Origin of the sequence: Solibacillus sp. FSL H8-0538, from assembly GCF_038003525.1 — a bacterium.
Classification (GTDB): Bacteria; Bacillota; Bacilli; order Bacillales_A; family Planococcaceae; genus JBBOPI01.
This window is the reverse complement of record NZ_JBBOPI010000001.1, coordinates 2,863,711-2,886,803: the sequence shown is the minus strand read 5'-3', so window position 1 is coordinate 2,886,803 and position 23,093 is coordinate 2,863,711. Positions and strand designations below refer to the sequence as shown.

The following is a 23,093-nucleotide window of genomic DNA, read 5'->3' as shown; positions in this document are numbered from 1 at the left end:
CTTTATCTATGTATTTCGTAGATAGAAACAAGATTACACTGAATTTATCGCATTTAGATGAACTTTTAGCAATTTTTGAATCAGAGAAAAATTGGTTAAAAGATGATATTTCGAAATTAGCATTACAGCGCATTGGTCATAATGTGATGGAAGCGATGATGGACGTTGGGAATTTAGTCATCGATGGCTTTATTATGCGTGATCCAGGTAGTTATGAAGACATTATCGATATTTTTGTGGATGAAAAAGTAATTACACCTGAAATGGATGCACCGTTAAAAGCGGTTGTTGGCTTACGTAAAATGCTAGTACGTGAATTTTTAGCAGTAGATAATGCGGAGGTTGTAGAGGTGATAACAGCAAATTTACCGGTCTTAAAACAATTCTCAGGCAAAGTATATAATTTTTTAACACATGAATTAGGTCCTGTGTCTGCCTTTTTACCAGAGGAAGCGTAATGAAACGATATAAGGCTTATTGTTTTGATTTAGACGGCACAGTGTATCGCGGCAAGTCTGGTATTGACTCGGCAATACGATTTATTCATAAATTACAAACGCAAGGGATAGAGCCTTTTTATGTGACAAATAATTCTTCAAAAACACGCGAGCAGCTTCAGCAGGCATTAAAAGAAATTAGTATTGATGCACCACTTAAGCATATTTATTCAAGTGCACTGACGACGGCGAAATATATTGTACAACATCATCCGCAGGCTAGTGTTCAAGTGATCGGTTCAGACGGACTACGTGTAGCATTAGCGGCAGAAGGAATAACGGTTACTGAAGATCAACCAGGTGTATTTGTTATGGGCATTGACCGAGCAGTTGATTATTCAAAGCTCGCGCATGCTTGTGTAGCGGTGCAAAATGGGGCTCAGTTAATTGGAACAAATGGAGATGTGAAATTCCCGACAGAAATCGGCTTCCTGCCAGGGAACGGTTCGTTTGTACGATTAGTAGCAAATGTAACGGGTGTGGAACCAGTGTTTATAGGCAAGCCATCCCCGGTTATGCTACAAACAATCGCAGAAGATCACGGTTTTAGTAAAAAAGAAATGGTCATGGTAGGCGATAATTATGACACGGATATTTTGTGCGGCATCAATTTCGGCTGTGATACGATTCATGTCAATACCGGCGTGACCCCAACAGAGCAGGTTCGTTTAAAGGAACAGCAACCGACTTATGTAGTGAACTCTTTAGACGAATATTAATTAGAAAGCGAATCGATGTGAAACTCGGTTCGCTTTCTATTTGTTATGGGAATTATAAAATTTCGCCTTTTGGCTAACAATGAAATAAGTAAATGCAACGTCTAGGCAAAAGCACTGTTGTGGTAGAATTCTTATAACAAAATAAAAACGCCAACATATGTTAGCGTTTATCTTTACCATAAAGGGTTATCTTCAATATATTCATAGATTCTTTTTGTTAACTCAGCAGGTGAATCTGCTTCCACAATATCACCATTCACTAGCGCATAAAAAGACTCTTCACATTTTGTACAATAGCTTAAGCAACCATATTCAAGTACATCAATATTGGGGTCCTTGTCAAGCACCTCATATGTCTCCTGTGCACCGTTTGCAAGATTAATAATACAAAATTCTACCATTGGATTCACGACCGTCACCTCACTCATTGTCATGCTACTCGGTTTTATTGAATTCGTCAATAATACGCTTCTTGTGAAAATATTCACAAAAAGTTTATTGCTATATTGTGAAACATCTCACAATGGGATATACTCGTTTATGGATACTTTGTGAACATAACTTATCAATTTTTTATAGAGGGAGAAACTTATGCAGAAATTAGTATTATTAGGCGGCGGCTATGGCAATATGCGCATTTTATTACGCCTACTACCGAATTTTCCATCAGATGTTGAAATTACATTAGTTGATCGTACACCATTTCATAGCTTGAAAACGGAATTTTATGCATTAGCAGCGGGTACGTCCACTGATAAAGAGATCCGCGTTGCATTTCCAGAAAATGACCGTTTAAATCGAGTGTTTGGAGAAATTACTCGCATTGACCGTGAAGAAAAGAAAGTGTTTTTAGAAGATGGACAAGAAGTTGAATATGATGATTTAGTTGTAGGTTTAGGCTGTGAAGATAAATACCACGATGTACCGGGTGCAGAGGAGTTTACGTATAGTATTCAGACAATTGCTAAATCACGTACGACATTTGAAAAACTTTGCGGTCTTCCACCAGGCTCAACTGTAGGTATTGTTGGCGCTGGATTATCAGGTATCGAACTGGCAAGTGAGCTACGCGAAAGTCGTTCGGATTTAAAAATTAAATTATTCGACCGTTCACCACGTATTTTACGCGATTTCCCCGAGAAGTTAAGCGATTACGTAAAATCTTGGTTTGAAAAACATAACGTAGAAGTGATTGCTGAATCCAATATTACGTGTGTAGAAGAAACACGTTTATATAATCATGATCAAGTGATCGATGTAGATGCCATTGTATGGACTGCTGGTGTGCAACCAGTAAAAATCGTACGTGATATGGAGGCGGAAAAGGACAATTTTGGTCGTCCTGTAATTACGCAATACTTCCATTTACCAGATGACGAGAGCATTTTCGTAATCGGGGACTGTGCATCATCACCATTACCACCAACTGCACAGCTAGCAGAGGAACAGGCCGAGCGCGTTGTTCGTGTGTTACGCCATCGTTGGAATGGTGAGAATTTACCAGATGTTATGCCTGAAATTAAACTTAAAGGCTTTATGGGTTCACTAGGTAAGAAACAAGGCTTTGTACACCTAGCGGATACAACAGTAACAGGTCGTATCGCGCGGTTAATGAAGTCTGGTTTACTGTGGATGTATAAACGTCAAAACGATAATTAATAGACTTAATGGAGACAGTGCTACGGTGCTGTCTTTTTTGAGGTTAGAGGGAGCTAGCCTAAAGTCGCCAGTAAATAAAGATTATCGCCAGTAAATCCCTTGAAGTCGCCAGTAAATAAAGATTATCGCCAGTAAATTCCTTGAAGTCGCCAGTAAATAAAGATTATCGCCAGTAAATCCCTTGAAGTCGCCAGTAAACAAAAAATATCGCCAGTAAACTACTCAAAGTCGCCAGTAAACTAAAAATCCACCTGCACACAATACAATGCAAGTGGATTCGTCTTATTATTCAGCTGAAATAAAGCCTAGTTTTTCAAGAGCGGCGAAGACTGGTTTAATTTGTACATAGCCCTCTCCAACAACCTCATCATTAATTAGAACAAGCGGGTAGAAAAATTCATCGTCCTGGATACGTGCAGCATAATCTGCATCACGAGCATCTTCAAGAGGCGCTTCAATATCGATAAAACGAATTGTGTACGATAGATTTGGATACTTACGGTCAATTGCAGCCTGTAACCATTCATATGTATCTTTTGAGGATGGTGCGTTCACGCAACTGGCACACATAATATCTGCACCATAAACTTCAATTACTGGATTCATTTGTTTCACTTAATTCCGACCTCCCGTTATTCAACATTGGATTTTTTTACTTCTTCACATTATAATAATTTTAGTGAAGGGAGTCGAGTAAAATGACAGAAACAGAACAAAGAGACCAAGTACTAGAAGTTTTAGATAAATTACGCCCGTTCCTATTACGTGACGGCGGAGACTGCGAATTAGTAGATATTGAAGACGGTATCGTAAAGTTACGTTTATTAGGTGCATGCGGAAGCTGCCCAAGTTCTACGATCACACTAAAAGCAGGTATCGAACGAGCGTTACTAGAAGAGGTTCCGGGTATTATTGAAGTAGAGCAAGTATTTTAATTAGCGCCGAGCTAAATAAAATACTCTGCTCCGAAATTAGCGTGCATTGAGCGAAGCCGAATGCACGCGATGCAGGAGCAAATTTTCCTTTGCGACGAGTAATCGTAGGAGCAACTAATAAAGGGATAGCGACGTGTTAATTTGTCGCTATCCCTTTTATGTTCAATTACTCAGCCCCTATAGCTTGACCACGAGCTTGGCGCACTAGTTCCCATTGTTCCTTCGCCATATCAACAAGTTTGGCTTCACCACCAACGCGTTGGCTTTCTATAACGCGTGAGAAGAAACGTGTCGCATTTTCATAGTCCTCTAAACGACGAGATAATTCTGCAATCATATACATAACACGAACACCAGACATTTGTGTGCTAGCATAATCTTCATTTGAGAACGTTTCCATATAATGATCACGTGCAATTTTCAAGAAACGCATTTCCTGACCTTCATTTTTTAATGAACGGTAAAGCCAAGCTATCCTAAGAGCTAACCCCGATGTAATGACGAACTTTTCTTTTTTTAGTGTGGCACATAAAAAGGCAAGCTTATATGCCTGAATCGAATCAAATACAGTTCGTTCACCTTTAAAGCTATGTGGTACCCAGTTATTCGAAATTTGATTGTTAATTTCTTCCATAATACCAGGTGCAAAATATTTTGTAAAATCTTCCGTGAAGGAGAAGCCACAATGTTGGCAAACGAATACATTATAATAAAGGGCATTTACATTTTCGTCCGCATAAATAGGCTGGAAGTCACTTTCTGAATGCGCAACTTTAATAGCTTTTGTTCGTACTTTTAGAGTAGGAAAACTTTTCTTACAGTGAAGACAGTCAATGTTTTTCTCATAAAAAGGGGATATTTCCATTTATTTTCATACCTTTCGTAAAATATATTAGTTCTATTATAACAATATCAGTACATAAAGTAGTGATTTTAATCTATTTTTTTTTTATGTGCTTAAGAAAGTATACCTTTCTCAACCATATAAAAAGAACATCTTCCTACCTATTTTGGGCGTGATGTGTCTTTCTAAAAAGCAGTTTTGTTGTCACATAGTAAAAACAATTGATATGATGAAGGAAGAAGGTAGGTGACTGGGATGACAAGTAAAAAACAAGTGATTATCCTAACAGAAGCAGCTTCGTTTCAGGTGAAGGAAATGATGCTACAAAACGAAGAACAAAATACAAGCTTACGCATTGCTGTAAAAGGTGGTGGCTGTAGCGGACTTTCATATGGAATGGCTTTTGATCAAGAAATTACGGATAAAGATTTCACAGATGAACAACACGGTATTCAAATTCTTGTTTCCCGTGAAGATGCCCCAATTTTAGCTGGTACAAAAATTGACTTTAAACAATCATTAATGGGTGGCGGCTTTACCATCGATAATCCGAACGCCATTGCATCTTGTGGCTGTGGGACTTCCTTTAGAGCGCCACAACGAACGGGTACGCCAGGAAACTGTGAATAAATATTAAGGAGAGGAATGACTAGGAGGTAGTTATTTCTCTTTTTTTATGTGGTTAAGAGAGTATAAACTTCTTATCCATATAATCTCGCTTTTATTGGCCAAATGTGTTTTTCTAAGGAACACTCTTCAGCCGTCTATTCGTCTCTATTTATAGTAAAGTATATTATTCCTAGAATGTAACTGAGGAATGGCGACTGCCTTTGAATTCACTAAAAAGATGCTTTATTATAGGAATAACAGATTTGCTTTAGGAGGTTTTACTGTGGATGTACTAGATATGTTAGATAGGCTTGATCAAATAGAAATATTATTTGAACCCATTTATAGTGCCGATGAGCATCGAATTGTTGCTTATGAAGTAATTGGGCAAATTCGAGATGAAGAGAAAACAGTGAATATTAAACAGTTTACATATAGATCGGATGCGCCTGGAGATATTTGCGCCGAAATTGAACAGCTAGTCGTTCGTCAATCAATCGAGGCCGTCAAACAGTCATTACATGAAATTGATTTATATATCCCATGTAACCCCAATTTACTAATGCTAGATTTTGGAGAGAGTTATTTTGCCATGTTAAAGGAAACGCTGCCAGAAGAGTTACTTGGGAAAATCATACTTGTAATGGCAGAGCATCAATACGTCGGTGATATTCAACAATTACATCACGTTGTCCGTTATTTAAAAACGTACGGTATTAAAGTTGCACTACAAGATGTAGGCTCTCAAAGCCAGTTAGACCATATTCTCTTATTAGAGCCAACTGTATTAAAGATAAATGTAGGCCAGTTAAATTATAATTTATGGGGTGCACAAAATCACGTCTTTGCGACATTGCGCGCATTAGCATTGAAAATAGGTGCCTCGCTTATGATTGAAGAAGTTGAAACAGTCTACCAACTTCAACACGGATGGAAAAACGGCGCGCGTTACTATAAGGGTGAATATTTAGAACGTCCGCAAAAAGGGTTTATACCGCGTGACAGCTTAAAGGAGCGTTTCCGAGATGAATGCGAGCAGTTCATCGTCACTGAAAAGAAATTACTTGAACAAAAATATGAGGAAATGAAACGTTTAGAAAAAACGATTTGTACAATTGTGGAGCAACTTAATCCATCAAGTACAGATGAAGGTAAGCTATTACAGCTTGCTCAGGCTTTAGAAAAATATGCTTTCCGTATTTATATTTGTAATGGCAGAGGATTCCAAACTGCTCCAAATATTATGTGGAAAGATCACCAGTGGGAAATTCAAAAAGAAGCGAAAGGGAAAAACTGGAGTTGGCGTCCATATTTTTTATTAAATATTATAAAAATGCGTAATGATCTAAAAGGCGAGTTTTCTGCTATTTATAGTGATATTGAAACGGGAGAGCTCACACGAACGTTTTCGATGGCCCTTCACAACAATGAATTTCTATTTGTAGATATTTCATATGACTATTTATATGAGCACAATATTGTGAACTGAAAATAGTCAGAATTCCGGAAAATATATTTCGTATACAAAATAATCTGGTGAAAATTAGCTTTTTGGATCTTTTTGTTTTGGTAGTTTTTCACTAGTTATATCCGATATGACTTAATTAAAACTAGTAATGTTTGTTTTTGTTTTAACGTGTACTAATGTATTGAAATTGTATAGGAAAAGGGCTAATATAGTATTTAGGAAATTTTGTCGAAAATATGTCGACCTAGCGTAACAAACGTGTGAAGTATCTATTTACTTTTTTGTTTGACTTGCGCTAGTACAATAAAATTAAAGGGGTTTTGATTTAAGTGAAAAGACCGACAATTTTAGTATTAGGCGCGGGTTACGGTGGCTTAACAACTGTAGTTAATTTACAGAAATTGGTTAGTGGCGAAGAAGCGGAAATCATTTTAGTAAATAAAAATGATTACCATTATGAATCAACTTGGTTACATGAAGTTGGAGCAGGAACAATTGCTCCAGAAGCAGCTCGTTACCCAGTTTCAAGCGTTATTAACAGCAATGTGAAATTTGTACAAGCCACAGTAGAAAATGTTGATGTAAACGCACGTAAAGTAGAAACATCTGCTGGTGAATTTACGTATGATTATTTAGTATTTGGTCTTGGATTCGAGGGTGAAACTTTCGGAATTGAAGGTTTAGATAAATACGCATTATCTTTAGCAAACTTAAATTCAGCTCGTCAAATTCGCGAGCATATTGAATATCAATTCGCTTCTTGGTCATTAGATGAAGTGAAAGATGATAGCAAGCTTACAATTATTGTAGGTGGAGCTGGATTCACAGGTATCGAATTATTAGGGGAGCTTGGCAACCGTGTTCCTGAACTGTGCAAAGAGTTTGATGTTCCTCAAGAAAAAGTACGCGTACTATGTGTCGAAGCAGCTCCAATGGTATTACCAGGCTTTGACCCACAATTAGTAGAGTATGCAAAAACTCAATTAGCGAAAAAAGGTATCGAATTCTCAATCGGTACTCCAGTTGTACAAGCAACTGAAGAAGGCGTTAAAATCAAAAAAGGCGAAGATGAGTTCGAGTTCATCAAAGCTGGTACTGTTATCTGGGCAGCTGGTGTCCGTGGAAATAAGTTAGTAGAAACTTCTGGTATCGCATCTAACCGTGCGCGTATCGCTGTACGTAAAGATATGCGTGCACCAGAATTTGATGATGTATTCGTAGTAGGTGACTGTGCATTCCTTCTAAATGAAGAAGCGGGCCGTCCTTACCCACCAACAGCTCAAATCGCTATGCAACAAGCTGTAAACATTGCGAAAAATATCAAACACCTTATTAAAGGTGAAGATACTGAAGAATTTGTTTACGACGATAAAGGTGCAGTATGTTCATTAGGACATGACGATGCAATCGGTAACGCAATGGGCCGTAAATTCTTAGGTAAATCTGCTTCTGCTCTTAAGAAAGTAGTAGATAACCGTGCACTTTACTTAGTAGGTGGCGTTAGTCTTACAGTTAAAAAAGGTAAATTTAAATTGCTATAATCAATAATTCCTTACACTGTCTTCTTTTATAGAAGACGGTGTTTTTCTTATGTGGATAAGAAAGTATAGCTTTCCCATTCACATTTGTAAGGTCATCAACTCGCCTTATTTTGGGCGAGTTGTGTCTTTCTAATCTAGAGAAACTATTATAATAGAAATAGTTAAGAGAAAAAGGGTGATTTAGATGAAAAAAGATCGTGGGAAAGTGTGGTTAGGTGTTGCCTCAGTAGTAGAAAATGAAAACGGTGAATGGCTCGTCGTGAAAAAAGCGTATAGTGGTTTAAAGGGGCGTTGGTCATTGCCTGCGGGGTTTGTTAATGAAGGTGAGACTGTCAATTCGGCTGCAATACGCGAAGTAAAAGAAGAAACCGGCATTGATTGTGTTGTACAAGGTATTATTGGATTTCGTACAGGCGTCATTCGCAATGAGATAAGTGATAATATGGCTATTTTTTATTGTAAACCTGTACCGGGAAGCTGCAACATTATTGTGCAGGAACATGAAATTTTAGAGGCAAAATGGATTCATCCAACGCTCCTTGCACAAGATGAAATTGCGTCTGTCATGCTTGTCGAAATGGCAAAACATAATGTGCAACGTCATATGCTCGATAAAATCGATGGTATTAATCCTGGCGATATTTTTGGTTATACAGAATATAATCTATTTTTTAAAAAATAATGAATCAGATGATTTTGTGGTGGATTCAATTGAAAGCATCCTCTGAATAATGTAAACTTATGAGAGGAAAATGGGGGGTCTACATAGCATGAGTGGTTCAGTTTCATTAGTTCAATTAATTATTTCGGTCGTTCTATTCTTCGTTATGTTTTTCGGCATTGGGTTTCTTTTAAACATGCTGTTGCGCATGACTTGGTTAATGGCTGTCTTGTATCCTATTGTTGTCGTATTTATTATTGATGAAGTTAGCTTCCTTGATTATATTTTTAAACCTGGTACTGCATTTCCTGCATTAATGGACAAGCTACAAGTACTGCAAATTGTTGATTTTGTCATTTTAGCGGGGGGCTTTGGTGGTGCTATTGTTGCAGGGATTGTCATGATTTATTTACGAAAAGCAGGATATCGAATGTTTTAATCAGTTGCGTGTGTACCTCCTTGGTGCACGCGTTTTTTTATTTTAGGCTCTGTTTAATGAAACTGTTGTTTTTTTGACTAGAAAGAATGTGCGTTTTATAGTAAAGAATAGATTAATAAAGAGGTAGGGATAATAGTGAAGTCGATTATTGCCGGGTTGTTATCATTTATAGTTGGTATTATGTGTTATGTTTTAACTTTGAAGCTCGTTTGGAACGAATCGCTTGGCGGGGATGCTTATTCTGTTTTGTTTTGGGGAGGTCAAGCTTTCCTCATAATTGCTGTTCCTATATATCTATTAATGATAAATCTAATAGATACTAGATTTAGTAAACATAAGCATTTCTTTTATCCGTTAAGTTGTATGCTTGCCTTTTTCATACCTACCGCATTTATTACACTTAGTTTCGGCGGTGTATTAGCCATATTCTCGGCAGAAGCAATGCTGTTCCATGCATTCTTTCTAAGTTCTGGATTTATCTTTGGTATAACAAGTTGGTTTTTCCGAAGAAAAGAAGTTCAGGATAGTTAAAGTTTAATTGATGTTTCATACATAAATGAAATTAAAGCGTATGTGAATTTACTCATATAGGCCTTTAATATTGCACATAAACAACAATGTAGTTAAACAGAGCCTTATTTTAAGGGGATTTTAAAATTTTCCTTGTGGATAACATTCAAATTTGTAAATGCAACGCCTAGGCGGAAGCGCCAGCCTCTCGAGGTCGCGGTCTGTCTTCGGGGAAGGCAAAGGGCGCCTTCACTTCGAACTCTCCAGTGCTTTTCGGGGTTAAGCAGGCGCTTTAGCACTTTTGTTTTGGAAAGGCGTTAGTTTAAACACCCCTGTTGTTGTATTAGCTAATCCTACCGTGCAAAAGACCAACGCGGGTGTGGTCTTTTGGGCGATTTCGCATGTTTGCTAACCACTGTGCAAGGAACGGTCGTAGTAAGTTTTCAATACTAATCTTTATTATATAAAAACAACAATTTTGTTTAACAGAATCCATAGGAAAAAGCACAGAGGAGAATGTTCTCAATTGTGCGTTTAGGCAATAAAAGCATACACAAAAATGCTTAATAAAATGCCAGACAGTCCTCCGATAAATACTTCGCTTTTTTTATGACCTAGCAATGTTTTCAGCTCTTGAATTTTTTCTTCCTCATTTTTGCCTGGCCAGCGTTTAATTTCACTGAAGAAAATATGGAGATCATGGCGAATTTCATTTAATGCGGCGGCATGTTGACCAGCCTGGAAGCGCACATGACTTGCATCGTACATGACGATTCCCGCTAGCATCGTAGCTACGGCGAAGGTAGGTGATTCAAAGCCCGTTTCAAAACCTACAGCGGTGGCTATGCTCGTCACAGCGGCAGAGTGAGAGCTTGGCATGCCCCCAGTAGAGGTAAGTAGGCCCCAATTAATTTTTTTCGTCATAACAAAGGAAATCGGTACTTTTAGGAATTGAGCAAAGACGATGGCAAATAGCCCGAGCAAGAGAGGTGTATTGTGTAATAGTCCCATATGCAATCCAACCTTCGACACTTTTATCATTAGTATACCATTAAATATTTCAATTATTAGAAAACTTTTTTTGTTTCGATACCTGAACTAATTGTTAAGGTATATAATGGGGGTATCTATTGAGTAGGAGGCTACTATTTTATGAATATCGTAAAAGATGTGAAAACTTTTGAAACGGTTACAACTGAAACATTAATTATCGGGGTACAGAAGCATCGTGGGCAAATGAAAAACTGGGATGCATTTAGTGTGTTTTCAGGCGAGGCAGTAGATGCGTGGCTACGTACAGGTGAAATTTCTGCCGATCGTAAAAAGATCATGAAGCTGCCGTATGCAGGTACAAACAAGCACATTAAACGAATTTTGTTTGTTGGTTTAGGTGAGCGCAAAACATTAACAGAGGATGAGCTGCGTGAAACATTTGGTTTAGTCGGAATGCAACTGAAATCACTTAAAGCAAGCGATGCAACGATTTGGTTAGAATCATTTACAACGGATGCTATTAAAGAATCTGATGTAGCCTTTTTAGCTGCAGAGGGCACTGGACTAGGGTTTTATACAGTACCTAACTATAAAACTACCTCAAATGATGTAGATACTTACTTTGAAACAATTCATTTTGTAACGGAGGCAGATATTGATGAAGTGGCTGCAAGCTTTGAAGTGGGGCGTATTTATGCGGATGCAGTAAATGAGGCACGTAGCTTAGTTAACTTACCACCAAATATGCTGACAGCGACCGATATTGCGGATTATGCAACAGCCCTGGCAAAGCAATATGATTTTGACATTGAAGTACTCGATCGAGCTCAATTACAGGAGCTTGGCATGGGTGGTATTTTAAGCGTAAACCTTGGCTCAACACAAGAGCCGCGTCTTATTACAATTAAATATCAAGCGCGCGACAATTGGGAAGATGTTATCGGCTTAGTAGGAAAAGGCGTCACGTATGATACAGGTGGTTATTCTATTAAAACAAAGACAGGCATGGTCGGTATGAAGGGCGATATGGGTGGTGCTGCTGCCATTCTTGGCGCGATGAAAATTATTGGTGAAACACGTCCGAATCAAAATGTTGTCGCGGTCATTGGCTCAACAGATAATATGATTTCAGGCGATGCATTCAAGCCAGATGATGTCATTACAATGTACAATGGCAAAACCGTTGAAGTGTTAAATACGGACGCTGAAGGGCGCTTAGTACTTGCTGATGCAACAACGTATGCGAAGCAGCAGGGTGCTAACTATTTAATTGATGTCGCAACACTAACAGGTGGTGTTATTACGGCGCTAGGCTTTGATAAAACAGGTGCGCTAACAAATAATGAAGCGTTCTTTGATAGCTTTATGGAAGCAACAATCGAAACAGGCGAATTCGTTTGGCGTCTGCCGTTAACAGAAAATGATAAAAAGCGTATTCGAAAATCAACTGTAGCTGATTTAAATAATTCACCAGGAAGTGATGGTCATATGATTTTTGCAGGTGGTTTTGTTGGCGAATTTGCTGAAGAAACACCGTGGATCCATTTAGATATTGCGGGTACTTCTGATGCACAAGGCCCGCATGATTTAGGACCAAAAGGCGGCACAGGCGTGATGGTACGATCAATTGCAACATTTATAGAACAATTAGGTGAAGAAAACTAAAAATAGAAGGGCTGTGTCAAAAAGTGGGGATTTTCACTTTTGGCACAGCCCTTGTTCGTGGATAAAGTATTGCAATCACAGTTTTCTTAAACATAGGCAAGTCGTTTAAATTAGGCCAATCACTATGCCTACTAGGCTTTCTCACATACACTAGCTGAAAAGGGAGGCATTTGATGGTGAGAAATAACAGCTTTTATGGGTCACCAGGTTTCGGGAATTTTTATCCTTTTGGTGCGCCGTTTATTGGTGGATTTTTAGGTAGTTTTTTAGGGGGGGCGTTTAATCGTTATCCTCCTTACTACCGGTATCCACCACCGCCAAGATACTATCAACCATACCCACCATATCCAACGTATCAACCATACCCACCATATCCAACGTATCAACCATACCCACCATACCCACCATATCGTCCATATTGATAGAAAGGTGTCTCATAAGATCACTGAGACACCTTTTTTATGCGTTGAAAGGTATTGCCGAAAGCCGTAAAAAAACTTCAATGGCAGAACTGTTTCCAGTAGTAAGGGCTGTGTCATATGTGAGGTACTCACGTTTGACACAGCCCATTTTTCATCGTTAAGGAAATTATAAAATTTCGCCATATGGATAACATTCAAAAAAGTAAATGCAACGTCTAGGCTAAAGCGCCAGCCCCCCGAGGGATCGAAAGCAGCTTGTCGGGGATAAGCAGGCGCTTTAGCGCTTTTGTTCTTTATTCAATTCCTTGTTCTTTCTTCATACGAGCAATTTCATCATGTAAATCATCATGAACTGTCCCAGACCAAGGTTTTACACCGGCAATATAAGAGGAGCGCGTCATAATATGCCCCCCTACTGGCCCAGTTATGAATAAGAATAAAATCCCCAATAAAATGCGCGGATTAAAATGCCCATCGAGTAACCAGAAATAAAAGAAAACCCCGATTAAAAGACACATGACACCAAGCGTTGCACTTTTTGAAGCCGCATGTGCACGCGTATAAAGATCCGGCAAGCGGAAAACCCCGATTGCTGCTACGACGATAAATAGTACACCAATTGAAATAAAAATAACGACTAAACTATTTGCTAGAATTGTCACGGTCGATAATATCTCCTTTCTCAATAAATTTTGAGAAAGCTACTGTACCGATAAATGATAAAATCGCCAGCAGTAAAATAATTTCGAGGAAATAGCTCGTGTCTACCATAATCGAGAAAAGGGCGATTAATGAAATCAGTGAAATGCCAAGTGCATCGAGTGCTACAACACGATCTGATGCACTTGGTCCAACGACAAGACGGTAAATAACTGCAATCATTGACAGTGTAATAATTACGATGGAGCCCCCAATAAAGTAGATCATGCGCGGCTCACCTCCAAAATTGCTTTTTCAAATGAATCACGGATGGAATGAATAGTACCTTCTACATCCGCAGCATCAATTGCATGGACAAATAAGTATTTTGAGTCATCGGAAATATGCACAACAACCGTTCCTGGTGTTAAGGTAATTAAGCTTGAAAGTAGCGTAATTTCCCATTCTCTCGTTAATGTTGTTTCATATTTGAAGAAGGCAGGTGCCATATCAAGCTTTGGTTTTAAAACAACCTTAAGCACCGCGACATTCGCTAACACTAATTCCTTCAAAAATAAGATTGTAAGTTTAATCATCGCCCAAATACGCCCTGTATAAAGACGTCCTGGGAAGAAGCGACGCATCGAGATAACACTTAGCATCCCGAGTAAAAAGCCGATAATGAAGCCGCTAGCTGTATAATTATCGGACAAGAACATCCAAAGAAAGGCGAGGGAGAAGTTTAATATTAGTTGTAACGCCATATTATTCTCCTCCTTTCATAACAGCATCCACATAGACAGATGGGTTGCTAAGTACATTTGCTGCATTATCCATAAAGGGTGTAATCCATTCAGATCCGACACCATAAGCGATTGAAATAACGACTAAAATCGCTGTTGGATAAAATAAACGGTTATACGATTGTTTATTAACGTTCGGCTCAAGCTGACCGCCCTCACCCCAAAAGGCATAGACGAAAATGCGAATGACCGAAAGTAATACGAGTAAGCTAGAAGCTAAAATGAATAAGCTGCTCCAAATATTACCGGCAGCAAAACCACCTTGAACAATAAGAAGCTTACCAACGAAGCCGCTAAGCGGTGGAATACCAGCTAAACCGAATGCTGCAATTAAATAAAACCAACCGAGTGCGGGGTAGTGCTTCATAAGCCCGCCCATTTTACGCAAATTGGTTGTACCCGTTACGTAAATGACAATGCCAACTAGCATAAACAAGGCCGCTTTAATAATCATGTCGTGTATTAAATAGAACATAGCACCTTGTAGAGCAACTGTATTCATTTGTGCTACTCCGAATAAAATAACGCCAACTGCAATGACGATGTTGTAAATAATAATTTGCTTCACATCGAATGTTGCGAGTGCACCAATACAGCCCGCTCCAATCGTAATTACCGCTAAAATAAGGAGTAATTCATGCGTATATGATGCTTCATGTACGAAAAATAACGTATATGTACGTGTAATCGCATAAATACCGACCTTTGTTAACAGTGCCCCGAATAGTGCAAGTACGGGAATTGGTGGTGCTGCGTATGAGCTAGGTAGCCAGAAGTAGAGCGGGAAAATCGCCGCCTTAAGTCCGAATACCATTAGGAATAGTACAGCAATCGTCGTAATAATTCCAGGCTGATTAATATCCGCAATCTTAACTGAAATATCCGCCATATTCAATGTACCTACGACTGAATATAAGTAAGCAACAGCAATAACAAATAATGCTGAAGAAATAACATTTACTAAAATATACTTAATGGACTCTTGAAGCTGTGCCTTTTCGCCACCTAAAACAATGAGCAAGTAAGAAGACATTAATAATACTTCGAAGAATACAAAAAGGTTAAAAATATCGCCCGTTGTGAAGGCGCCGTTTACCCCAGTAATAATAAGCATGATACCCGGATAGAAGAAAAATTTCTCGCGCTCTTTGCCAATGGATTCAAACGCATACCAAACAACGAAGAAGGCGATTACTAATGTTGTAAAAACAAGCAGTGTTGAAACGCCGTCCGCCACCATCGTAATTCCAAATGGAACAGGCCAGTTACCGAACGTTAACACTTTAATACCCGTATTATACACATCGACGATTAGTATAAACGCGCAAAAAGTTGCAACGAGTAAGCCAAGTAATGTGAGTTTACGCTGAAAATGAATGTTTTTTTGGAAAAACATTAAGATCATACCGAAGAAAAATGGAATAATAATCGGTAGTAGCAGGAAGTTACTCATCCTCGTCACTTCCTTTCATTAATGTTGTATCATCCGTATTTAATTCCTGATACGCGCGATAAGCTAGTACTAGGAAGAAGGCTGTAACACCAAAGGATATAACAATCGCTGTTAAAATAAGTGCTTGCGGGAGAGGGTCTGCAAAATCTGTTACCCCTTCAGATAAAACGGGTGGCGCAGTACCACCAAGTCCACCCATTGTTAAAATGAGCAAATGAGCGCCATGACTCAGAAGACCTGTCCCAATAATAATACGCAGCAAACTACGCGATAAAATTAAATAAATGGCAGCCATAAATAAAAAGCCACACACAAATGCCATCACTATTTCCATTATTCATCTTCTCCAATCGTTTGAATAATGGTCATCGTAACTCCGACAACAACCAAGAATACGCCTAAATCAAAAAGTGCAGCTGTATGAAGTGATGTTTTTCCGATAATTGGCAATGTGAAATAATCAAAGAAATGTGTGAAAAATGGCTTGCCTACAAACATCGGAAACGCTGCAGTTGATAACGCTAAGATTAACCCTGTAGCAGTTACGAACATAAAGTTAAACGGTAAAATTGAACGCACTGTTTTTAAATCAAAGGAAATTACTAAAAGCACAACGGCACTAGATGCCAATAATCCTCCGACAAATCCTCCGCCAGGCGTGTAGTGACCAGCGAAGAAAATATGAATCGAGAAGAAGAAAATGATGAAAAAGACGATTTTCGCAGTGAACTGCAAAATAACATTATTCGTTTTCATTTGTTTTCTCCTTTCTACTTAAACGAAGCTTAATCATTCCGTAAATGCCCATTCCAGCAATGCCAAGTACCGTAATTTCGAATAATGTATCGAAGCCACGATAGTCTACTAAAATAACGTTTACGATATTTCCGCCACCTGCAAGAGAGTACACCGTTTCCTCGTAGTACGTCTTAATGGACGGAATCATCTTTTGTGAATGTGCAGACAAAGCAAGAAGTGTTACCATCGCACCGACTGCAATTGATACAGCTGCACGTCCAAGTTGGAAGCGAACACGTTCCTCTACTTTGCCAAGCTTCGGTAAATGATAGAAAGCGAGTAAAAATAATGCGACAGAAATCGTTTCAATAACGAGTTGTGTTAGAGCTAAGTCTGGTGCGTTGAAAATAACGAAAAACAATGCGACAGTATAGCCCACTGCACCTAAGCCAATAATCGCCGTTAAGCGTGATTTAGCTAGTAATGTGGTTAATGTACCAATTATTAAAACAATGAGTAATGTAAGTTCGTACAGTTGAATCGGTGTACCGCCATCAAATGTTAGCTTAAACGCATCTTTAATAAATAGCGTTCCGATTACAATGACTGCAATGGAGCCAAGCATATACGTTAAGTATTGACGAATAGAGCCCGTCATATAAAGCTTCGAGAAGCGGTTCATGCCGCGGTCTAATACAGAATCCATTATGAAATCATAAAGTGCATTTAGTGATAATTTTGCTGGAATAACAAGGTACGCCTTTTGCCATTTTGCAAGTGTCAAGAACAGTACCAAGCCAAGCACTATAATACCAATTGTCATTAATAGCTCTGTTTTTACCCCATGCCAAGCTGCGATATGCACATCAACTTCGTTTGGTGCGTTATAAAGAAATGGCTGAATCGCAGCAACGGCTGGTTTCACGAATGTATCACCAATCACGTTTGGAATAAAGAAAATCGTAATAACAAATACCGCAAGTATGATCGGTGAAATGAGCATGCCAATCGGTGCCTCATGTGGTTTTTTCGGCAATTGCTCTGCCTGAAGCTTACCTGTAAATGTTTTAAATACGAAATAGAAGCTATACACAAACGTGAATACGCTAGCGATCCAAGCGATTATAGGGAATATAATGCCATAAGTACCATATTCGAATAATTCGAACTCTTTAATCGACAGCATTGCAGTTAAAAACATCTCTTTACTTAAGAAACCATTAAACGGTGGTAAACCAGCCATAGAGAAGCTACCAATTAGAGCGACAGTAAAGCTAAGTGGCATAACGCTCATTAAGCCGCCAAGCTTACGAATATCACGCGTCCCTGTTTCATGATCGACAATTCCAGCAATCATAAAGAGACTGCCTTTAAAAGTAGCGTGATTAATAAGATGGAAAATCGCTGCAAAAGCGGCATATTTAAATACCGTATTTTCCGCGCCGTCTACATGATAGGCGATAGCACCAGCGCCAAGCATGGACATAATCAAACCGAGTTGACTAACCGTAGAAAACGCTAATATACCTTTCAAATCAGTTTGTTTTACAGCAAAGAAAGAACCCCAGAATAAAGTCAGTAAACCAATGCCCGTTACGAGCCAGATCCAAACTTCGTTAGCCGCAAAAATCGGCGTAAAGCGAGCAACTAAATAAATACCAGCTTTAACCATTGTGGCAGAGTGCAAATACGCACTGACAGGTGTAGGTGCTTCCATAGCATCGGGTAACCAAATGTAGAAAGGAAACTGTGCAGATTTTGTAAATGCGCCGAGTAACACTAATACTAGTGCAAATACAAAATAATCTAGTTCTACTAGTAGTGGCGCATTTTGGACAAGCTCACGAATCGAATATGTACCACCCATAATGGCTAGTAACACGAAGCCTCCAAGCATCATTAAACCGCCCGCAACGGTAATCATCATGGACTTCAACGCGCCAAAACGAGATTTGTCACGATTAAACCAATAACCAATAAGCAAAAATGACGAAATCGATGTTAACTCCCAAAATAAATAAAGGGTCATCATATTATCTGACTGCACAACGCCAAGCATTGCCGTCATGAACATCAGTAAATAAATGTAAAAATTATGTAGCTGTTCCTTCGTTTTGTCTAAATAAAAGATGGAATATAAAACTACGAGTGCGCCGATTCCTGTAATGAGAAGAGAGAACAGTAAGCTTAGTCCATCTAGATACGAAACGAATGCGATATTCAGTGATGGTATCCAATCAAATTGTTGAATAAACGTATCACCATTTGCAATGCTTGCTACAAAAGTTGCATAATATGTGGCCAACAGTATTGGTACAATTAACACAAACCAACCGGTATGAATACTACGTACAGTTTTAAATAATAAAGGAATTAAAATTGCCGCAATAACCGGAATGAAAATAGTTAAAACTTGAATCAAGATAATCCTCCTTCCGTAATGCAAGTTAATACAGTGAATAATAATAATTATACCTTATATTTAATTTGAATGCATACCTATGTATGCATTTCTACTATTGCAACCGATGATACAATTTAGCTATTATAAATATGTAGGAAATAAAATGTTTGGAGTAAAAAAAGTTTATGAAAAATCCATATTTATATGGTTATTTACCACTTTTCACAATTGTATTATTTAGTTTAACATTCGGGATTTTTGCTGTAACGGAATCGCTCGAGTTGTTTCGGGCGATTGGTGTCTATGGTGGAATGCGCGAGTTTTTATCAGATATTGAACTACGCTTTGTCTTACTAATTGTCTTTGCGCTATGCTTTTTTATGTTATTTTCTGCACTAAAATTAATTGGAGAAACAATCCACGAACTAGGTATGTTGTTTTTTTCTAAAGACAAGGCAGGGGAGACGATTAGTGTAGCGCGCGGTGGCTATGTGATTTTCTTCTTTGGTGCTTTTGCGTCGGTGATGGGGATTCAGTCGATTATCGTGCTTGTAGTTATTCTTATAGCAACGGTATTTATCTATTTCATTTATATCGTGTATAAAATGAGTCATTTCATGTCTTTTAGTGGCATGATTGGATTAATATTCTTTGAAATTTTAATGTGGTCAATGTTGTTAACGCTAGTCATCTACGCGATCTTTAAATTGTATAACGGTATTTTAGCGAGTTTACCATTCGCTAAATAACAAAAAAAGGTTTGAGCTAGGGGGCTCAAACCTTTTTTTGTGGATAAGAAGGTGAAATTTTTTAGTAACATCTAGGCATTCTCGCCACACGCTCGAGGTCTTCCCTCGGGCGAAAGTGGTGGAGCGTAAACTTTCGCTACGGGCTCGCAAGCTGCTTGCCCGAGTGCAAACGGGCGTGAATACACAGTTAATTCATAATCGCATTGAAGATGGAGAAGTGAATACGTGCCCTTTCAAGCGATTGCATCGAGCGCGGTTTATCATAACCAACCCAAACGGCAGCGGTATAGTCATCGGTTAATCCAGCTAACCAGAAATCTTTATAATCATTCGTTGTTCCCGTTTTCGCACCAATATATGAAGAACTGCTATATAATCCAGCCCCAGTGCCGCTACGAACAACATCATTTAATAAGGAACGCATCGTTTTCACGGTCGAAGGGGACCACATTTCCTCCCGCTCAGTGGGCCAGCTATATAGTGTATTACCAGCTAAATCTGTTATTTTCCGAATGCTATGAGCTGGTGTATACATGCCATCAATAAAACTTGAATAGGCATCCGTCATTTCTAGTGTAGTGACACCGTATGTGAGTCCTCCAAGTGCAGCAGCATATGTACGATCACCTTCTACAAGCGAACGGAAAGTAAAGCGGTCTAAATAGCTGAATGCCGTGTCGTTGCCAACTGTGTCGTATAGACGAAGCGCACTTGTATTGTAGCTATATTTAAACGCTGTTGAAATCGAGACGTTACCATAAACGCCCCCACCATAGTTTTGCGGGCAGAAGTTGCCAACACAGTAATGGCCACCGCTGACAGTCGAATTCGCTGTATTTGTCGTCGTTTCAAAAAAAGGTGCGTAAACAGCTAAAGGCTTAAATGAAGAACCAGGCTGCCGTGGTGTTTGGAATGCGCGATGTAAATCGAATTTCTCGTAATTTTTCCCCCCGTATAAGCTCACAATTTCTCGGGTTGTATTATTAATAACAGTCGCACTTGCTTGCAGATCATTTACGGTTAAAAGCGAATTAATCTGCTCCTCATCCTGTTCTTGCTTTTGGGCATCTAACGCTGTGTAAACAATAATTCCAGTTTGCAATAATTGATTGATTTTATCTTGTAATGTGCTCTGCAATTGTTTTTTTTCCTCTTCTGTTTGGGCATTTGCTAGTTGTTCGTCAAAGCCGTCCTGAGCTGCCACTAACCATTTCATTTCTTGTAACACATAAGTACTATAGGTCGGGTATTTTTGTATTTTATTTTTAATTGACAGCGTAATTGCTTCAGCTTTATGTGTCTCTGCCTCTGCAAGCGAAATGACTTCATGTTCAGCTAGTTTATCAATTAAGCGTTCCTGCCGTTTTTTTGTATTGTCAAAGTTATTAAGTGGATCATATAACGACGGGTTGTTTGGAATGGCTGCAATAAAGGCAGTTTGCGCCAATGTTAAACTAGTAAGCTCTTTATTAAAATAATAACTTGCAGCCCCAGCGATGCCATACACTTGATTGCTGAAATAGATTTCATTCAAGTACATTTCTAAAATCGTTTCTTTCTCATATTTTTTTTCTAGTTCATAGGCATAAAATAACTCCATTAACTTACGTTCGTATGTTTTCTCTTCAGAGAGGTAACGCATACGCACGAGCTGCTGAGTAATTGTACTACCACCTTGCTGAATCGATTGCTCGGAGGAATTAGCTACGACTGCACGCCCGATTGCACTTACATCAAAGCCGATATGCGAATAAAAATCTTCATCCTCACTTAGTAAAAATAACTCCTTAACAAGCTTCGGTATTTTGTTGATCGGCAGTGGCTGTGCCCATTCAACATACTCTTCACTAAATACTTCACCCGCTGAGTCAATGAGTGTAACCGGTAGCTGAGCTTGAACCTCTGGAAGTACAATTGATTGTTCAATTTTCTGTTCATATTTCTTGACTGTTGCGACTTCATTCCAAAGTTCATTGCCAAAATAGAGCAACACCGGAACACAACATATAATCAGTAGGTAGCCTACGATTTGTTTCATTTATATTCCTCCAAAAAAACACTTCATGATGAAAGATTATCACAAACACACATGAACAGATAGCTTTGTTTACACGTGTTCCCTCAATACATCATCCATATATTGTTTCGGTAATTTCCGAATGAAATAGACAACGATAAAAGCAATTAAAAAAAGCAAGCCCGTTGTATAGAAAACAGAATGGATGCCACCGTAGCCGCTAACAATACCGCCGAGTACAGGTCCGATAATATTACCAAAGAATCGGAAGCTTTGGTTGTAGCCCATAATTTCCCCCTGTACTTCAATTGCTGCCTCACGTCGGATGAGGGCCGACGTAACTGGAATTAACCCGCCTGATACAATGCCGAAAATGAAGCGTAAAATGATTAGCTGCCATAAATCGGTGACGAATGCTTGCGGAATAATAAAAATCACGCAGCTAAGCAGTAAATAGGTCAATACCTTTTCGTAGCCGATATTGTCACTAAGCCTGCCCCAAAAGCGCGCAAATGCAATATTACCTAGACCTGCTGCACTAAAGGTAATACCTGCGAGCAAAGCGACTTCCTGAGACGTCGTTAAATGTGAAACATATAATGACAGCAGCGGCTGAATGCTAAAGTTCCCAATTTGAATTAAACTGGTCACAAGCATGACGTTCAAAATAAGGCGATGATGGAAAATCGCCCAAATAACATTCTTGCGTGAATAGACAGCGCTTTTTTTCTTTTGAATAATTTTAGGTTCATGAATACCGATTATAATAATAATGGCGGCAATGGCAATGGCAATAGCTGTACAAATAAACGTATATTGAAAACCAACTGCATCAGCTAACGCACCACCAATAACCGGTCCAAAAAGAGACCCCCCGACGCTGCCCATTTGTAACGTACCAAGTGTCTTCCCAGCAATTTCCTTTGGTGTATGCTTACTAATGAAGGCAATCGATGTTGGAATAAAACCTGTAACAACCCCCATCAATAGGCGCAATACGAAAAACTGCTCCACGGTTTGCACATAGCCCATTAAGAAAATACTCGTTGCAATACCGAAGCAGTTAATAATCATAATCGGTTTAAAGCCATGCTTATCTGCTATGCGCCCCCAAATCGGTGACATAAGAAAGGCTGTAATAAATGTCGCGGCAAAAATTAAGCCTGCCCATTTTTGTACAAATATTTCTGAGAAATCGCCAAGTGTATCAATATATAATGATAAGAAAGGCATTATCATTGTTGCGGATGCAGCAACAATAAAATTTGCGACCAAAATGATGAAAAAGTTATGTCGTTTGTTTTGCAAAAAAATCACATTCTTCCAAG

At 38.8% G+C, this 23,093-nt stretch carries 25 protein-coding genes and 1 pseudogene; 13 read left to right on the top strand and 13 right to left on the bottom strand.

Annotation, left to right across the window (positions count from 1 at the left end; all coding sequences use genetic code 11):
- The first annotated feature begins 8 nt into the window (after positions 1 to 8).
- Complete coding sequence (locus tag MHH87_RS13825) at positions 9 to 458, top strand: DUF86 domain-containing protein (protein ID WP_340749843.1); 450 nt, start codon at positions 9 to 11, stop codon at positions 456 to 458.
- Positions 458 to 1,216, top strand: a complete 759-nt coding sequence (locus MHH87_RS13820) for a TIGR01457 family HAD-type hydrolase (protein WP_340749842.1) — start codon at positions 458 to 460, stop codon at positions 1,214 to 1,216. Before MHH87_RS13825 ends, MHH87_RS13820 begins: the two co-directional genes overlap by 1 nt.
- 173 nt (positions 1,217 to 1,389) lie before the next feature.
- Here MHH87_RS13820 and MHH87_RS13815 read toward each other — a convergent pair whose 3' ends face one another.
- On the bottom strand, positions 1,390 to 1,626 hold the full coding sequence (locus tag MHH87_RS13815; protein WP_340750999.1) for a YuzB family protein: 237 nt from the start codon (positions 1,624 to 1,626) through the stop codon (positions 1,390 to 1,392).
- A gap of 181 nt (positions 1,627 to 1,807) precedes the next feature.
- Between MHH87_RS13815 and MHH87_RS13810 the strand changes: the two genes are divergently transcribed.
- On the top strand, positions 1,808 to 2,875 hold the full coding sequence (locus tag MHH87_RS13810) for an NAD(P)/FAD-dependent oxidoreductase (RefSeq protein WP_340749841.1): 1,068 nt from the start codon (positions 1,808 to 1,810) through the stop codon (positions 2,873 to 2,875).
- Positions 2,876 to 3,160: 285 nt separating this feature from the next.
- Here the strand turns inward: MHH87_RS13810 and MHH87_RS13805 are convergent, their stop codons facing one another.
- A complete protein-coding gene (locus tag MHH87_RS13805) occupies positions 3,161 to 3,481 on the bottom strand; it encodes a YuzD family protein (protein WP_340750998.1) in 321 nt (106 codons plus the stop codon).
- 36 nt (positions 3,482 to 3,517) lie between these two features.
- Here MHH87_RS13805 and MHH87_RS13800 point away from each other — a divergent pair.
- Positions 3,518 to 3,810 (top strand): annotated as a pseudogene (locus tag MHH87_RS13800) (NifU family protein).
- Positions 3,811 to 3,976: 166 nt separating this feature from the next.
- On the opposite strand, the gene MHH87_RS13795 reads toward MHH87_RS13800, so the two are convergent.
- Positions 3,977 to 4,675 (bottom strand): DUF2225 domain-containing protein, encoded by a 699-nt coding sequence (locus MHH87_RS13795; protein ID WP_340749840.1) that lies wholly within the window; start codon positions 4,673 to 4,675, stop codon positions 3,977 to 3,979.
- Between the two features lie 234 nt (positions 4,676 to 4,909).
- Between MHH87_RS13795 and MHH87_RS13790 the strand changes: the two genes are divergently transcribed.
- The 6 genes from MHH87_RS13790 (at position 4,910) to MHH87_RS13765 (ending at position 9,903) form a co-directional block, all read left to right on the top strand.
- A complete protein-coding gene (locus MHH87_RS13790; RefSeq protein ID WP_340749839.1) occupies positions 4,910 to 5,284 on the top strand; it encodes a HesB/IscA family protein in 375 nt (124 codons plus the stop codon).
- A gap of 262 nt (positions 5,285 to 5,546) precedes the next feature.
- Positions 5,547 to 6,752 (top strand): EAL-associated domain-containing protein, encoded by a 1,206-nt coding sequence (locus tag MHH87_RS13785; protein WP_340749838.1) that lies wholly within the window; start codon positions 5,547 to 5,549, stop codon positions 6,750 to 6,752.
- A 308-nt stretch (positions 6,753 to 7,060) separates the two neighbouring features.
- On the top strand, positions 7,061 to 8,272 hold the full coding sequence (locus MHH87_RS13780; protein WP_340749837.1) for an NAD(P)/FAD-dependent oxidoreductase: 1,212 nt from the start codon (positions 7,061 to 7,063) through the stop codon (positions 8,270 to 8,272).
- 184 nt (positions 8,273 to 8,456) lie between these two features.
- Positions 8,457 to 8,954 carry an NUDIX hydrolase gene (locus tag MHH87_RS13775; protein WP_340749836.1) on the top strand — a complete coding sequence of 166 codons (498 nt, stop codon included), beginning with the start codon at positions 8,457 to 8,459 and terminating at the stop codon, positions 8,952 to 8,954.
- A gap of 88 nt (positions 8,955 to 9,042) precedes the next feature.
- Complete coding sequence (locus MHH87_RS13770) at positions 9,043 to 9,372, top strand: YuiB family protein (protein WP_340749835.1); 330 nt, start codon at positions 9,043 to 9,045, stop codon at positions 9,370 to 9,372.
- Positions 9,373 to 9,507: 135 nt separating this feature from the next.
- On the top strand, positions 9,508 to 9,903 hold the full coding sequence (locus MHH87_RS13765; RefSeq protein WP_340749834.1) for a hypothetical protein: 396 nt from the start codon (positions 9,508 to 9,510) through the stop codon (positions 9,901 to 9,903).
- Positions 9,904 to 10,416: 513 nt separating this feature from the next.
- Here the strand turns inward: MHH87_RS13765 and MHH87_RS13760 are convergent.
- Positions 10,417 to 10,893 carry a divergent PAP2 family protein gene (locus tag MHH87_RS13760; RefSeq protein WP_340749833.1) on the bottom strand — a complete coding sequence of 159 codons (477 nt, stop codon included), beginning with the start codon at positions 10,891 to 10,893 and terminating at the stop codon, positions 10,417 to 10,419.
- 141 nt (positions 10,894 to 11,034) lie between these two features.
- Here MHH87_RS13760 and MHH87_RS13755 point away from each other — a divergent pair, with 141 nt between their 5' ends.
- Both MHH87_RS13755 and MHH87_RS13750 read left to right on the top strand, forming a co-directional pair.
- On the top strand, positions 11,035 to 12,540 hold the full coding sequence (locus MHH87_RS13755) for a leucyl aminopeptidase (protein WP_340749832.1): 1,506 nt from the start codon (positions 11,035 to 11,037) through the stop codon (positions 12,538 to 12,540).
- 173 nt (positions 12,541 to 12,713) lie between these two features.
- Positions 12,714 to 12,962 (top strand): hypothetical protein, encoded by a 249-nt coding sequence (locus tag MHH87_RS13750; RefSeq protein WP_340749831.1) that lies wholly within the window; start codon positions 12,714 to 12,716, stop codon positions 12,960 to 12,962.
- 293 nt (positions 12,963 to 13,255) lie between these two features.
- Here MHH87_RS13750 and mnhG read toward each other — a convergent pair whose 3' ends face one another.
- Genes mnhG through MHH87_RS13715 form a run of 7 tightly spaced genes read right to left on the bottom strand, consistent with a single transcriptional unit; the run spans position 13,256 to position 19,017 of the window.
- Complete coding sequence (mnhG, locus tag MHH87_RS13745) at positions 13,256 to 13,624, bottom strand: monovalent cation/H(+) antiporter subunit G (protein ID WP_340749830.1); 369 nt, start codon at positions 13,622 to 13,624, stop codon at positions 13,256 to 13,258.
- A complete protein-coding gene (locus MHH87_RS13740; RefSeq protein ID WP_340749829.1) occupies positions 13,605 to 13,889 on the bottom strand; it encodes a Na(+)/H(+) antiporter subunit F1 in 285 nt (94 codons plus the stop codon). Before MHH87_RS13740 ends, mnhG begins: the two co-directional genes overlap by 20 nt.
- Positions 13,886 to 14,365 carry a Na+/H+ antiporter subunit E gene (locus MHH87_RS13735; protein WP_340749828.1) on the bottom strand — a complete coding sequence of 160 codons (480 nt, stop codon included), beginning with the start codon at positions 14,363 to 14,365 and terminating at the stop codon, positions 13,886 to 13,888. Before MHH87_RS13735 ends, MHH87_RS13740 begins: the two co-directional genes overlap by 4 nt.
- 1 nt (position 14,366) lies before the next feature.
- Complete coding sequence (locus tag MHH87_RS13730; protein WP_340749827.1) at positions 14,367 to 15,857, bottom strand: Na+/H+ antiporter subunit D; 1,491 nt, start codon at positions 15,855 to 15,857, stop codon at positions 14,367 to 14,369.
- Positions 15,850 to 16,191 (bottom strand): Na(+)/H(+) antiporter subunit C, encoded by a 342-nt coding sequence (locus tag MHH87_RS13725; protein WP_340749826.1) that lies wholly within the window; start codon positions 16,189 to 16,191, stop codon positions 15,850 to 15,852. Before MHH87_RS13725 ends, MHH87_RS13730 begins: the two co-directional genes overlap by 8 nt.
- Positions 16,191 to 16,613, bottom strand: coding sequence for a Na(+)/H(+) antiporter subunit B (locus tag MHH87_RS13720; protein WP_340749825.1), 423 nt, complete (start codon positions 16,611 to 16,613; stop codon positions 16,191 to 16,193). The genes MHH87_RS13725 and MHH87_RS13720 overlap by 1 nt, the downstream gene beginning before the upstream one ends.
- Complete coding sequence (locus MHH87_RS13715) at positions 16,600 to 19,017, bottom strand: Na+/H+ antiporter subunit A (protein ID WP_340749824.1); 2,418 nt, start codon at positions 19,015 to 19,017, stop codon at positions 16,600 to 16,602. The genes MHH87_RS13720 and MHH87_RS13715 overlap by 14 nt, the downstream gene beginning before the upstream one ends.
- A gap of 167 nt (positions 19,018 to 19,184) precedes the next feature.
- Here MHH87_RS13715 and MHH87_RS13710 point away from each other — a divergent pair, with 167 nt between their 5' ends.
- The gene (locus tag MHH87_RS13710) at positions 19,185 to 19,748 is read left to right on the top strand and encodes a DUF5366 family protein (RefSeq protein ID WP_340749823.1); all 564 of its coding nucleotides are present in this window, start codon (positions 19,185 to 19,187) and stop codon (positions 19,746 to 19,748) included.
- A gap of 187 nt (positions 19,749 to 19,935) precedes the next feature.
- Here MHH87_RS13710 and MHH87_RS13705 read toward each other — a convergent pair whose 3' ends face one another.
- Positions 19,936 to 21,786, bottom strand: coding sequence for a transglycosylase domain-containing protein (locus tag MHH87_RS13705; RefSeq protein WP_340749822.1), 1,851 nt, complete (start codon positions 21,784 to 21,786; stop codon positions 19,936 to 19,938).
- A gap of 69 nt (positions 21,787 to 21,855) precedes the next feature.
- A complete protein-coding gene (locus tag MHH87_RS13700; RefSeq protein WP_340749821.1) occupies positions 21,856 to 23,073 on the bottom strand; it encodes an MFS transporter in 1,218 nt (405 codons plus the stop codon).
- Between the last annotated feature and the right edge of the window lie 20 nt (positions 23,074 to 23,093).